Below are 13,278 nucleotides of genomic sequence, written 5' to 3' on the forward strand. Positions count from 1 at the left end.
CGACATCACCGGTCCCGGCGCGGGCAAGGCCATCGACCGGTTCATCGAGCTCAACAAGCTCGGCGCCTCCACCTGGGACCTGGCCGCCATCCCCGCCGGCCGCCTGCACTCGCTGTCCCGCTACGTCTCCTCGGTCCGCGCCAAGGCGGTCGCCGACCTCGCCGAACCCCGCAGGATGGCCACCCTGGTGGCGTTCGCCGCCGCGATGCGCACCCGCGCCGCGGACGAGGCGATCGAGGTCTTCGACATGCTGATGTCCGACCTCGCCCGCACCTCAGCGAACCTGGCCGCCAAGCAGCGCATGCGCACCCTGGGCGACCTGGACTCCGCCGCCCTGATGCTGCGCGAGGCGTGGATCACCCTCAGTCACGCCGCTGCCGACCCCGAGCAGGACGTCCGCAGCGGCTTCGACCTGCTCGACATCACCGCCATGCACCAGGCCGCGCGCACCGTCGGCGAACTGGCCCGGCCCGAGGCCGAGACCATCGCCGCCGAACTGACCGCCCGCTACCGCACCATCAACCAGCCGCTGCGCCGCCTGGCCAAGCACCTCGACCTGGAGGGCGTCGAAGAGGCAGGCCCCCTGATGGAGGCGCTGAGGTTCCTGCCGAAACTGGAGCGGACCCTGGCCAAGACCCGCCAGAGCGAGCTGTTCCCCTCCGTTCCCACCGGCCACCTCGGACCCACCTGGCAGACCCGGGTGTTCCCCACCGAGGGCGAGCACGCCGGCGGCGTCGACAAGCACGCCTGGATCGTCGGCACCGCCGAGGCCCTGCGCGGCGCTCTGCGCCGCCACGACGTGTTCGTGCCCGGCCTGGACAAGTGGGGCGACCCCCGCAAGGCCCTGCTCCAGGACGCCGCCTGGGAGAACGCCCGCACCCGGGTGTGCCGCAGCCTCGGCCTGTCCGCAAAGCCGGGCGTCGACCTGGGCCGCTGGTGCCGCGAACTCGACGACGACTACCGGCGCCTGGCCGCCGGGCTCGCCGACGACCCGCACGTCCGTATCGAGCAGCGCACCGAGAACGGCAGGCTGCGCGACCACCTCGTCCTCACCGGCCTGGACAAGCTCACCGAACCGGCCAGCCTCAAAGACCTACGCGAGGCCGTAGATGCCCGGATCCCCACCGTCGACCTCCCCGAACTCCTCCTCGAAGTCCACGCCTGGACCGGGTTCCTGAACCACTTCCACCACGTCTCCGAAGCGGGCAGCCGCGCCGAGCATCTGATCGTTTCGCTGGTGGCGGTTTTGGTGGCTGAGGCATGCAATATCGGGATCCAGGCGATGGTCTCCGAGGACGAGCTCGGCCGCTCCCGCGACCAGCTGTTCTGGGTCGAGCAGAACTACCTGCGCGCCGAGACCCTCCGCCTCGCGAACGCGGTCCTGGTCGACTACCAGGCCACCTTGCCCATCGTCGGGCACTGGGGCGGCGGCGAACTGGCCTCCGCCGACGGCCTGCGCTTCGCCACCCCGCTGCGGGTCCTCAACTCCGGGCCGAACCCGAAGTACTTCGCCGCAAGAGGCATCACGCTCTACAACTACCTGTCGGACCAGTACAGCGGCTTCAACCACATCGTCATCCCCGGCACCCGACGCGACAGCCTCTACCTGCTCGACGGCATCCTCGACCAGCCGACCTCGCTGAACCCGACCGAGATCGCGACGGACACCGCAGGCGCCTCCGAAATAATCTTCGGCCTGTTCCGGCTGCTGGGCTACCAGTTCTCCCCACGCCTCGCAGACGCCGGGCACACCCTGCTCTACCGCGCCGACCCGGCCGCCGACTACGGCCCGCTGAACCCGCTCACCGGCGGCCGCATCCGCATGCGCACCATCACCGAGAACTGGGACGACCTGCTCCGCCTCGCGGGCTCCCTGCGCGAGGGCACCGTCCGCGCCTCCCAGATCCTGCCCGTCCTCGCAGGCCAAGGCCGCCCCAGCCCGCTCGGCCGCGCGGTCATGCAGATCGGCCGACTGGACCGCTCCGCCTTCCTCGCCTGCTACTACCACAGCGAACTCTTCCGCCGGAAGATCAACACCCAGCTCAACCGACAGGAGTCCCGCCACGAACTCGCCCGCCGCATCTTCTACGGACAGAAGGGCGAACTGCGGCAAAAGTACAAAGAGGGGCAGGAAGATCAGCTATCGGCGCTGGGACTCGTCCTGAATGCCTGCGTTCTGTGGAATTCGGTGTATATCCAGGAGGCCGTCAACCAGCTCCGCGCCGAGGGCCACCACATCTCCGACGCCGACCTCGCCCGCCTCTCCCCGCTCGGCCACGACCACATCCGCATGATCGGCCGCTACCACTTCCGGCTCTCGCCCGAACTCGCCGCCGGCAAGCTCCGCCCCCTGCGCACCACACGGGAGACCGTCGTCAGCTGACCGGCGGGCCGCCCCCGGCCTGCCGCTCGGCCAGCAGCCGCCGTACCTGCTCATGCGAGACCCCGCAGAACGTACCGATCCGCCGCAGCCCCCACCCCTCATCCGAGGCCGCCGCCATCGCCTCCACCCGGGCCTCGTCCAACGCGCCCACCAGCGCGCTCCGCAGCTCCTCCAGCAACCGCATCCGCAGTGCCGGGGCCAGCCCGTCCAGCTGCTGACAGAAGCGCTCCACATCCGAGCGCAGAAACCCCACCCGCGGGTCACTCACCTTATCCACGCGGCACAGCGAACAGCCAGCTCAATCCGGGTGTCAAATCATGTGACACCAAACTGCACTCTCTGCTTGGTTCCTACTCGACCCCCATGTCGTGCGGACCGTCGTCCGCCAGCTCGGCGACCTCGGCCGCCTCGCCACCCACCGGGGTCCCGAGGTGGAGACGGCCCGGCTGCACGCGCTCCTGGACGGCCTGGCCGTGCAGGGCATCGCCGACCCGCTCGGCGTCACGCCAGCCGGCATCCGCGCCGTCCTGCGCCAGCACCTCGACGATCTGGCCCACTGATCCGGCTAAACGGATCGTCCGGCCGCCCGAGGAACAACCGCTGGGTGCGTTGGGTCGCTGGTGTGGCAGTTGCTGTCCGCCGGGTAGGGAGTGCACCCGCTTCGACGTCTACGACGACACCGTCGCGATCGGCCGTGAACTCATCCCGCTGCTGCGCCAGGAGGTCGCCCGACGCGACCGGCAACGGATCGCGGACGGCGAGCCGCCGCTGGGCGCGGCACCCGTGGGCGCCGCCGGCTGGCGTGCCGCGCAGGCTCCGGCAACCGCCTGACGACAGCCGAGAGATCGCCAGCCTTCGTCGATGAGCGACACGCCGGCCGTGCGTCCGGCCGGGTCCCGTCATCATCCCGTCATCGCCGTGGCCGTCGGAGCGCGCTCTGCCCATCAGGCGGAACTGCCCATCAGGCGGAACTGACACACTGGCGGTCTCAGGCCGCGCCACCTGGCACGGACACCACCTGGCACGGCACGGAAGGGCGGGTGGTCCGGGCCGCGCCCGCCGGGTGGCGGCGGAGGTCTTTCCCCTCTTGTCAGGAGGTCGGGTGGATCCGCACGGACAGCACCGCTACCAGGCCCGCTGCCGCTGGGAGGGCTCGACGGCCGCCGGCTACGAAGGGTACGACCGGGGGCATCACGGCGAGTGCCCGCCCGCGCCCGCGGGCGTCCCACTCAGCGCGGACCCCGCCTTCCGCGGCTCACCCGAGCATCCCAACCCCGAACAGCTCCTGCTGCTCGCGGCGGCCTCCTGCCAGCTGCTGTCCTTCCTGGCGGTGGCGGCCCGGGCTCGGGTGGACGTCCGTGGCTACTCCGACGAGGCGGAGGCGGTCATGCCTCATGGGCGGAGGACGGGCCTGAGCCACATCCTGCTGCGGCCACGGATCGTGGTTGCCGGGGACGTCCCGCTCGAGCGGCTGCACCGCCTGGTGGAGCTGGCCCACCAGGAGTGCTACATCGCGAACAGCCTGCGCTGCGAGGTCGACGTACAGCCCACCTTCGTCCGGATGCCGACCTACGCGTTCGGGGACTCGAGCGTCGCCGCTGAACGACTCGCCCTGCTGGCGGACGTCTTCGACACCCCGTCCCGCCTCCTGATCGCGGATGAGGCGCCCAGGTCGCCCCGGCTCGCGCTCGACCTCGGCTGTGGGCCGGGGCACAGCACCCGGATGCTCGCCGAGGCGTCCCAGGCGCGGCGCACGGTCGGGATCGACGCTTCCGCCGCGCATGTCGGGACAGCCCGTGACGTCGCGCCCGAGCTCGAGTTCGTCGTCCACGACCTGACCCGGACGCCCTTCCCCCTCGCGGACGCGGACGTGGCCTACGCCCGGTGGGTACTGGCCCATCTGCCCGACCCCGCCATCAGGGTGAAAAGCTGGCTCACCCAGCTTGCCCCGGGAGGGGTGCTGCTGTTGGAGGAGACCGAGCGGATCGACAGCGCCGAGCCGGTGCTCGTCCGATATCTGGCGTTGGCGCGTGACGTCGTCGCCGCCCGTGGCGCGAGTCTGGAAGCCGGTCCGCTGCTCGCCGCGTTCGACCCCTCGCCGGTGGGCGATGTCGTGCGCAACGGCGTCCGGGAGTGGCCCGTGGCTCTGCCGGCCGCGGCGACGCTGTTCGCGCTCAACCTGCGGGTGTGGGGCAGCGATTCGGCGGTGCCGCTGGCCGCGGATGACGTGGCCTCCCTCCAGGCGGCGCTGGATGACCTGGCCGCATCCGACGACCGACGGGTCGTCACCTGGTATATCCGTCAGATCACCCTGCGTTCCGCGATGTGACTGTGCAGCGTGGCAGGCCGCGTCCGCGGAGATATCCGTGGAGACAGGCGGCAAATCGGCCGGAAAACTGGCTGGTTACTGACGGTATTCACGTCTTCCGGGAGTTCTCGGCCGCCGGGGAGGACGAAGCGGAGAGCGGAGAAATGCCGATGTCCGGTGACGCGTGACCCGGCCGAATTTTCATTGTCGACGGGCGTGGGCGGCGTCGGTCTCATACTGTCGATGCCGTGACGTGCGCGCGTGCATCGAACACGGCCGAATCATGAAACCGAGAGATTAAACGGTCGTGACAGCAGCCGTTTTCGCTCTCGATATCATGATCGAAAGATCGGATCAGGGCGTATGGTCATCCGACCGGCGCGCCGGCGGAATCCGCGAAGCAGATCTGACGAGATCCGGTGGAATCCGATGAGATCTGACGAGATCCGAAAGGCTGGGTTCTCTGATTATCGACGAATCCACAGCGAGATCCCCGGATATCGGGCGTCGACGCGCCTGGTGGAAGCATCCAGTAGAAGGAATCCAGTATGAGTGAAGTCACGCAGGCGGTTCCCGCGGCCGAGCTTTTCACCCCGGAGTTCCGTCTCGACCCGTATCCGACGTACGCCCGGCTGCGGGAGAACGCGCCGGTCTGCCGGGTGCGGACGCCCAGGTTCGAGACCTGGATGGTCACCCGGTACGCCGACGCGAGGGCAGTGCTCTCCGATCCGCGGCTGAGCAAGGACATCGACCGGGCCGGGGACCTCTACCTGCAGGTCTTCGGGGAGAAGTCGGTCGCGTTGAACCGGAACATGCTCAACGCGGACCCGCCGGAACACAGCCGGCTGCGCCGCCTGGTCTCCCAGGCGTTCACCCCGCGCCGTATCGATGCGCTGGCCCCGCGCGTCCAACAGGTCGTGGATGACCTGTTGGACCCGATCGTGCCCGCCGGCCGGGCCGAGCTGATCAGCGAGTTCGCCCTGCCGCTGCCGATGAACGTCATCTGTGAACTTCTCGGCGTCCCGGTCGAGGACCGCGAGCAGTTCTTCAGCGGCACGCAGGTCATCCGCACCCAGGGCACAGCCGGGCGCAGCAACGAGGAGGACCGGGCCGCCATCCAGGAGGCGCAGCAGAACCTGTACGCCTATCTGACCAAGCTGGTCGGGAACAAGCGCGACCGGCCTGGCGACGACCTGATCAGCGCGTTGATCGCGGCCCGTGATGGCGGTGGGAAACTCTCCGAGGAGGAGCTGGTCTCGACCGCCTTCCTGCTGTTGTTCGCCGGTCACCAGACAACGGCCGACTTCATCGGGAACGCGGTCACCGCGCTGCTGACGAACCCGGACCAGCTTGACCTGGTGACGAGGAACCCGGACCTCCTGCCGGGCGCGATCGAGGAGCTTCTCCGGTTCAACGGATCGGTCCCGGTGGCGAGCTTCCGGCTGGCGACGGAGGATGTCGAGTACAGCGGGGTGCGTATTCCGAAGGGCTCGATCGTCACCGTCGTCCTCAACGCGGCGAACCACGACCCGGCGCATTTCACCGACCCCGACGGTCTGCACGTCGACCGGACGGACAATCCGCACATGGCCTTCGGGTACGGCGTCCACTACTGTCTGGGTGTGTCACTGGCCCGGATGGAGGCGCGGACCGCCCTCGGCACACTGCTGCGCAGGCTGCCCAACCTGGCGCTCGATGTGGCACCGGAGAACCTTCGATGGCTGCCCGCGGCGTCGTCCTTCCGCGGCCTCCTCGAGCTTCCGGTCCGCTTCGGCGACGCCTGACAGCAACGGGAAGGCGGGGAGAAGAGGGGCCGGATGCGCCCCTCCGGCAGCGGGCGCCCACCAGGTCACCAGGCGGCAGGCATGCGGGCCAGCGTGCTGCCCGGTCGGCCCCGGCCAGATATCGCGCCAGTGCCGCCGCGATGGGCTGCCCGGTATCCGGCTCGTGATAGCTGAAGGCATCGATCAGCCGGCTCGGCCCGCTGGGCCGTGGTTCGCGCCGGATACGGGATTGCCGTGACGGCGCGACGGACCTGGTCCCGGGTCGGGCCGCTGCCTCCGGACGCCGTCGCGACGCGTGGATTTTCCTTGTTGGCGGCCGGCGGAGGCAGCGCCCGCCGGGAGTGATCACGGCAGACGCTGCCCGCGAGGCAGGTGAGAAGCGTCGGTGTCAGGCGCCTACGAGGCGTCCGAAGAGCAGGCTGCCCGGGGCATGCAGGTCGGAGGAGAAATAGAACTCCCGGAACGCCCGGATGAACTCCTGGCGCGAAATGAGTCCGTCCCCGTCGATGTCCAGAGCCGTGAAGGCCTCCAGGGCGTCCGGGGCGGCGATTCCCCAGACGTCCTGCGTGTAGCGCGCAAACTCGTCCCCGCTCACCTCGTTGTCGCCGTTGACGTCGATGACGTCGAAGACCGCGTGCGGAAGACCTTCGATCAGGTTTATCCGGCTGGTGTCGATGCTCGCCAGGCGGGTTGCCGCGACGTACTCGTCCTTGGTCAGGCGGTCGCTGCTCGAGCCGGCGTGGCGGAGGATTTCCTGCCAGGAAATCGCGTACGTCGCGGTGAGCGCGGCGACCCTGCGGTCGTTCCGGTCCAGGCGGTACGCGCTGATGTGGCGGTCGATCAGCCGCTGATAGTCGGACCAGTCGACATATCCGTCCTGGTTGGCGTCCAGCGTGTCGAACACCTGCCCAATTTTGATGTTGATGGGATCGCTGGTGGCGGTGGTCATGTTCCTGTCCTCTCGTGTGGTCGATCTGGAAGGTCACGGATACGCCTCCCTCCTGTTCACATTAGTGACGATCATTGTTGTCTACGAGGACGGAAAGTCATAGATCTATATCTCTGAGTGATGGTCGGGCGGGGCGGTGCCCGACGCCACCGGGCACCGCCGATGCGGCCGCGGTGCCCGGGCCCGTGCCACCAGACGCCAGGTGCCAGGTGCCAGGTGCCAGGTGGAGCGTTATATCGACATGGCGTAGGCGATGACGCCGCGGCGGACGGCGTCGAGCCCCGCTCGGGCGGTGCCCCGCACGGTCGAACCCTCCGGGGCGACCTGGACGATCTGGTCGAGCAGGTCGATGAGCTGACGCATCCAGCGGACGAAGTCACCGGCGGTGAGGTCCAGGCCGGAGTCGGTCAGGACCTTCTCCAGTGACTGCCCGGACGCCCAGCCGAACGCCACCCAGGCGAACCCGGGCTCGGGCGGGCGCAGGAAGTCCAGCCCGTGGGCGGCCTCGACGTCGCGCAGCCGGCCGGCGATGCGGGCCGTGGCCGTAAGCGCGTCCCGCAGCCCGGGGTCGCCAGGTGTCTTCGTCGCCGCCGTCTCCTCGCCGCGGGGCTCGTAGACGAGCGTGGAGACCGCCGCGGCGAGCGCGGCCGGTGACAGCCCCTCCCACACGCCGTCGCGCAGGCATTCGGCGACGAGCAGGTCCTGCTCGGTGTAGACGCGGCTGAGCAGGGCGCCGACGTCGGTGACGGTGTCACCTCGCAGGTAGTCCAGCGTTTCCAGAGCCGCGCACACCCGGTCGAAGATCTTCGCAACGGTGTTCGTGCGGTTCTCGATGCGTCGCTGCAGGGTGTCGGTCTCCCGGCGCAGCTTCGCGTGGCGGTCCATGACGCGCAGGTGCGCGTCCCGGTCCGGGCAGCCGTGCACGGGATGGGCGCGCAGCGCGCGGCGCAGCCGGGCGAGTTCGGCGTCGTCCGCGGCGGCGGCCCGGGCGCGGGCCCGCCGCCCCTGCTCGGGCGGGACGTCGACCTGACGCAGCGACGATGCCAGGTCACGACGTGACTGCGGTGAGCGCGGGTTGAACGTCCGTGGCACCCGCACCCGGCCCAGCGCCTCGACGGCCATCGGGAAGTCGACGGTGGACAGCCGGCGGACCTGCCTGTCCACCGTCAGGACGACCGGACGCGGGCCGTCGTCGCCGTAGCCGTTCACCCCGGGGTCGAGCACGACCGCCAGGCCGCTGCGCCGACCGGCCGGGACGCGCACGACATCCCCGACCCGCAGCCTGGACAGCGCCTCGAGCGCCTCTGCGCGGCGGCGGTTGGCACCCTCCCGGGACAACGCCGCCTCGCGGGCGCGGATCTCCTCACGCAGGCGCGCGTACTCGCTGACCGAGCCCTGCTCGCAGGTCAGCTCGGCGGCCAGCTCGTCGAGCGCGCCGCTGTTGCGGCGGACCTGCCGGGCCAGACCGACGACCGCGCGGTCGGCTTGGAACTGTGCGAAGGACGATTCAAGAACACTCCGGGCCTCGGTCCGCCCAAGTCGCCCGACGAGATTGACGGCCATATTGTACGACGGCCGAAACGACGACCGGAGCGGATAGGTACGGGCCGACGCCAGCCCGGCCAGGGCCACCGGGTCGAGACCGGGCTGCCACAGCACGACCGCGTGCCCCTCGATGTCGATGCCGCGCCGCCCGGCCCGCCCGGTGAGCTGGGTGTACTCACCGGGGGTGATGTCGGCGCGGGTCTCGCCGTTGAACTTGCTCAGCCGCTCCAGGACGACCGTGCGCGCCGGCATGTTGATGCCGAGTGCCAGGGTCTCGGTGGCGAACACGGCACGCACGAGGCCGCGGACGAACAGCTCCTCGACCACTTCCTTGAACGTGGGCAGCATCCCGGCGTGGTGCGCGGCGATGCCGCACTCAAGACCGTCCAGCCACTCCCAGTAGCCGAGTACGCGCAGGTCGTCCGCGGGGATGCTCGCGGTACGGGCGCGTACGTACTCGCGGATGCTCTGCCGCTCCTCCGTCGTGGTCAGCCGCAGGCCGGCGCGCACGCAGGCGGACACCGCGGCGTCACAGCCCGCCCTGCTGAACACGAAGGTGATCGCCGGGAGCAGCCCGGCACGGTCGAGATGGCGGACGACCTCGGGCCGGCTGGGTACCCAGGGCCGCTCGCGCGGTGCGGCGGCGGCCCCGCCCCGGCCACGCGGCCGCGGTGGGCGGCGGCTGTCCTGCCGGGACAGGCGGATCAGATCCGGGTTGATCCGGGGACGCGCGGCGGCGGACGTCTCGGGGGCCACCGCGTCCCGCTGGGTGTGCGGGGCGCCGTCGGGGGCGAGCGGGCCGGCGACGAACAGGTCGTGCAGCTGCCGGTCGGCCAGCACGTGCTGCCACAGTGGCACCGGGCGGTGCTCGGAGACGACGACCCGGGTGTGGCCGCGGACGGTGATCAGCCAGTCCGCGAACTCCTCCGCGTTGCTCACCGTCGCCGACAGCGACACCAGCTGGACATACGCCGGCAGGTGAATGATCACCTCTTCCCAGACGGCTCCGCGCTGCCGGTCGGCGAGGTAGTGCACCTCGTCCATGACGACGAAGGCGAGCCGGTCGAGGCGTTCCCGCCCGGCCGGCTGCGCGTAGAGCATGTTGCGCAGGACCTCGGTGGTCATGACGATCACCGGCGCGTCCGGGTTGCGGGTGGTGTCGCCGGTGAGCAGGCCGACCGCGTCAGCGCCGTGGCGGGCGACGAGATCGGTGTACTTCTGGTTCGACAGCGCCTTGATCGGGGTCGTGTAGAAGCAGCGCTGCCCGCGGGCGAGCGCGAGGTGGGCGGCGAACTCGCCGACGACCGTCTTACCGGCCCCGGTGGGCGCCGCGACCAGGACGCCCTCACCGGCGTCGAGCGCGGTGCACGCCTCGATCTGGAAGGGGTCGAGACCGAAGGGATAACCGCCCATGAAGTCGGTCAGAGCCGTGGGTATGGCCGCGGGGAAAGCCCCGGGCCCGGACGGCGGGCCCGCCGGCGCGGTGGACACTTCGTCAGCCTACGCCCACGCCGCCGGGCCGTTGCCGGGCGGATGTTCACCGGGCCTGGTCGGCTTCGACATGGCCGGCGGACCGGGCTGGACGCCCGCTCGGATGAACTGGATGATCATGTCGGGTGGTGCCGCCAGGTGCCGTCAGGCGATGCCGGACGACATTAAGTTACGCCAAGTGATATCAGCGATGCCAGGTGATGTCAGGTGATGTCGATGTGGGTGGTGTTCGGCGAGGAGTCCGGAGCACCGGTCGCGCCGACGGCGGTACCCACCGGGTCGGCGGACGCCGTGGGCCTCGTCTGCTCTCCCGCCATCGGATGCGGCAGGTCGAGGTCCAGCGGTGACGCCTCGTCGTCGTCGAGGCCGGCGTAGGGCGAGGTGTCGCCGTGGCGGGCCTTGCGCCTGTCGTTGGCCCATCCGATCACGAGGGCGACCTCGTACAGCACGACCATCGGCAGGCCGAGGGCGATCATGGTGAACGGGTCCTGGCTCGGTGTCACGATCGCGGCGAAGACGAAGACGAGGAAGATCTCGGCGCGCCGCCACGAGCGCAGTTTGGCGGTACTGACCACGCCCGCCAGGTTGAGCATCGCCACCAGCAGCGGGATCTCGAAGGACAGCCCGAACACGAGCAGCATGGCGATGACGTAGCTGAGGTACTTGTTGACGTCGAGGACGCTGACGAGCCCGTCCCCGCTGAATCCGAGCAGGAGCTCCAGCCCCGTACTCAGGGTCAGGTAGGCGAAGAAGGCGCCGAGGGTGAACAGGACCAGCGAACAGCCGACGAACATCAGTGACCAGCGGCGTTCGTGCCGGTGCAGGCCCGGCGTGATGAACGACCAGAGCTGGTAGAGCCAGACGGGCGAGGAGAAGACCGCCCCTGCGATCATCGAGATCTTCAGCCGGATCATGAAGGCGTCGAGGATGCCGAAGAACGCCAGCTGACACTGCCCGTCGACACCGGAGCGGACGTCCGCGGGCAGGGAGCAGTAGGGCTCCTTGAGGAAGTTGAAGATGTGCGGCTCGAAGTAGAAACAGACCGCCGCGGCGATGGCGAGCGCGACGAGTGCTTTCACCAGCCGGTCACGCAGCTCCCGCAGGTGCTCAGTGAGCGACATCCGGCTGTCCTCGACCGTCCTGGTACGGCGGAACTGCACCGCCTGCGCTATCCGCCGTGGCGTGGGAAACGCGGGCACGGGCCGGCTACTCCTGCTCGTGGGAAAGGCGGTTGATGGTCTTCGACCCGGTCAGCCCCGGGTGCTGTCGCCCGCGGCGGCGGAGGCGCCGTTGACGCCGCTCGACGCCGGCTGCGAGGCGACGGACGGCTGGCCGGCCTCGATGGGCCGGGGAGCCGGCTGTGCCTGGGGCTGCTGGGGCTGCGGCTGCGGTACGGCGGCCGAGGGGGCGGCGGCCTGGGCCTGCTCGTCCTGGCTGAGCCCCTTGGTCTCCGCCTTGAAGATCCGCAGTGAGCGCCCGAGTGAACGCGCGGCGTCGGGCAGCTTCCTGGAACCGAACAGCAGGATGACGACGAACGCAATAATCAGAAGCTCGGGGGTACCGAGGTTGGGCATGGCATGCGTCCTTTGCTCCGGTGCCCGGCCCGTCGACCGGGGCGTGTTTGATGCTACGTCGGCCAGCCTTGCCCCGTCAGACGGCGGTCCGATGTCCTGCGCATGACGGGCATACGACACCTCAGGCCGCCGTACGGAAGCCGATGTTGCCAGCGGAGCTGTCCGGGGTGTTCGAGCTCCGTGCGGCGACACGGTACCGGTTACAGTACGACGCATGACACATGTGTGATCCGCCGCGCATCACCTTGGCGTGACCGTCGGGCGGCCCGGTCGGGTTCGTGCGCGGTCCGGTCACGTGGAACGTGGCGCTGAACCAGTCGGCGCACCATTCCCAGACGTTGCCGACGGCATTGTAGATGCCGTAGCCGTTGGGCCGGTAGGACTTCACCGGGGCGGTGCCGATGTACCCGTCCTCGCCGGTGTTGAGGTTCGGGAAGTCACCCTGCCAGATGTTGCACCGGTGCCGCCCACCGGGCGTCAGCTCGTCCCCCCACGGGTAACGGCGCTGTTCCAGCCCGCCCCGCGCCGCGTACTCCCACTCGGCTTCGGTGGGTAGCCGGACGCCGGCCCAGGCACAGTACGACTGCGCGTCGTTCCACGAGACGTGCACGACCGGGTGGTTCTGCCGGGAGGCGACCGACGAACCCGGCCCCTCGGGGTGCTTCCATCCCGCTCCGGACACGGCACGCCACCAGGGAGTGGTGTGCACGGCCGACGAGACCCGGTTGAGCTCCTCGGACAGGAAACCCTCGAAGACAAAGGAGAAATCGTACCGCTCGGCGTCGGTGACGTATCCGGTCGCGTTGACGAATGTGGCGAACTGGGCGTTGGTCACCGTGGTGGGTTCGATCGAGAACGGGTTCAGCTCGATTTCCCGGACCGGGCCCTCGCCGTCGGCGCGGTAGCCCTCGTTGTCCTCGGTGCCCATCAGGAAGCGTCCGCCGGGCAGCTGGACCATACGCCTGGTTCGGGGTGCGGACAGGCGTACGGGTGTGACGGTCGCGATGCCGACGGGATCGCGACCGGGGGTGCAGCAGGAAGCAGACACGGCGTCTCTCTTTGTTCGGCTTTTGGTCATCCTGTGTTCGACCGGGGCGGTGATGGACGGATGGTCCGCCCCGCCCCGGGCAGGCGGACCACCGCGGTCGACCGTTCGGGGGTCAGCTCGTGCGGTCGGCGGCGAGCTGGGCGGCCAGGGCCGGGATGCCCAGTGCCTGCTCCTGTGCCGGGGTGGCGTTGTAGTG

General features: G+C 69.8%; 11 protein-coding genes. 5 read left to right on the forward strand and 6 right to left on the reverse strand.

Translation table 11 applies throughout. The features are described from left to right. A partial coding sequence (locus tag CM1CMNOD_RS10030) for a Tn3 family transposase (protein WP_131773963.1) occupies positions 1-2,383 on the forward strand: 2,383 nt, incomplete at its 5' end. On the opposite strand, the gene CM1CMNOD_RS10035 is transcribed toward CM1CMNOD_RS10030, so the two are convergent. Next, a complete protein-coding gene (locus tag CM1CMNOD_RS10035; protein WP_202797694.1) occupies positions 2,376-2,651 on the reverse strand; it encodes a hypothetical protein in 276 nt (91 codons plus the stop codon). The two genes, CM1CMNOD_RS10030 and CM1CMNOD_RS10035, sit on opposite strands and share 8 nt — an antisense overlap. Before the next feature lie 100 nt (positions 2,652-2,751). On the opposite strand from CM1CMNOD_RS10035, the gene CM1CMNOD_RS10040 reads away from it, so the two are divergent. From CM1CMNOD_RS10040 to CM1CMNOD_RS10055, 4 genes are all read left to right on the forward strand, one after another. Then, positions 2,752-2,943, forward strand: a complete 192-nt coding sequence (locus tag CM1CMNOD_RS10040) for a TetR family transcriptional regulator C-terminal domain-containing protein (protein WP_237703067.1) — start codon at positions 2,752-2,754, stop codon at positions 2,941-2,943. A gap of 49 nt (positions 2,944-2,992) precedes the next feature. Beyond that, positions 2,993-3,214: a hypothetical protein gene (locus CM1CMNOD_RS10045; protein ID WP_043603454.1), complete on the forward strand. Its 222-nt coding sequence runs from the start codon at positions 2,993-2,995 to the stop codon at positions 3,212-3,214. A 271-nt stretch (positions 3,215-3,485) separates the two neighbouring features. Next, the gene (locus CM1CMNOD_RS10050; protein WP_013873543.1) at positions 3,486-4,712 is read left to right on the forward strand and encodes an OsmC family protein; all 1,227 of its coding nucleotides are present in this window, start codon (positions 3,486-3,488) and stop codon (positions 4,710-4,712) included. A gap of 527 nt (positions 4,713-5,239) precedes the next feature. Next, complete coding sequence (locus CM1CMNOD_RS10055) at positions 5,240-6,475, forward strand: cytochrome P450 family protein (protein WP_013873544.1); 1,236 nt, start codon at positions 5,240-5,242, stop codon at positions 6,473-6,475. 388 nt (positions 6,476-6,863) lie between these two features. Here the strand turns inward: CM1CMNOD_RS10055 and CM1CMNOD_RS10060 are convergent, their stop codons facing one another. The 5 genes from CM1CMNOD_RS10060 to CM1CMNOD_RS10080 all read right to left on the reverse strand — a co-directional run bounded on the left by CM1CMNOD_RS10060 (position 6,864) and on the right by CM1CMNOD_RS10080 (position 12,992). Continuing rightward, positions 6,864-7,424: an EF-hand domain-containing protein gene (locus tag CM1CMNOD_RS10060; RefSeq protein ID WP_013873545.1), complete on the reverse strand. Its 561-nt coding sequence runs from the start codon at positions 7,422-7,424 to the stop codon at positions 6,864-6,866. Positions 7,425-7,655: 231 nt separating this feature from the next. Next, a complete protein-coding gene (locus CM1CMNOD_RS10065; RefSeq protein ID WP_083828473.1) occupies positions 7,656-10,382 on the reverse strand; it encodes a DEAD/DEAH box helicase in 2,727 nt (908 codons plus the stop codon). 281 nt (positions 10,383-10,663) lie between these two features. Continuing rightward, the gene (tatC, locus tag CM1CMNOD_RS10070) at positions 10,664-11,659 is read right to left on the reverse strand and encodes a twin-arginine translocase subunit TatC (RefSeq protein WP_013873547.1); all 996 of its coding nucleotides are present in this window, start codon (positions 11,657-11,659) and stop codon (positions 10,664-10,666) included. Between the two features lie 51 nt (positions 11,660-11,710). Continuing rightward, positions 11,711-12,034, reverse strand: coding sequence for a Sec-independent protein translocase subunit TatA (gene tatA, locus CM1CMNOD_RS10075; protein ID WP_013873548.1), 324 nt, complete (start codon positions 12,032-12,034; stop codon positions 11,711-11,713). A gap of 121 nt (positions 12,035-12,155) precedes the next feature. Continuing rightward, positions 12,156-12,992 (reverse strand): formylglycine-generating enzyme family protein, encoded by an 837-nt coding sequence (locus tag CM1CMNOD_RS10080; RefSeq protein ID WP_013873549.1) that lies wholly within the window; start codon positions 12,990-12,992, stop codon positions 12,156-12,158. Positions 12,993-13,278: the final 286 nt, after the last annotated feature.

The organism is Protofrankia symbiont of Coriaria myrtifolia (assembly GCF_900634755.1).
GTDB lineage: Bacteria > Actinomycetota > Actinomycetes > Frankiales > Frankiaceae > Protofrankia > Protofrankia coriariae.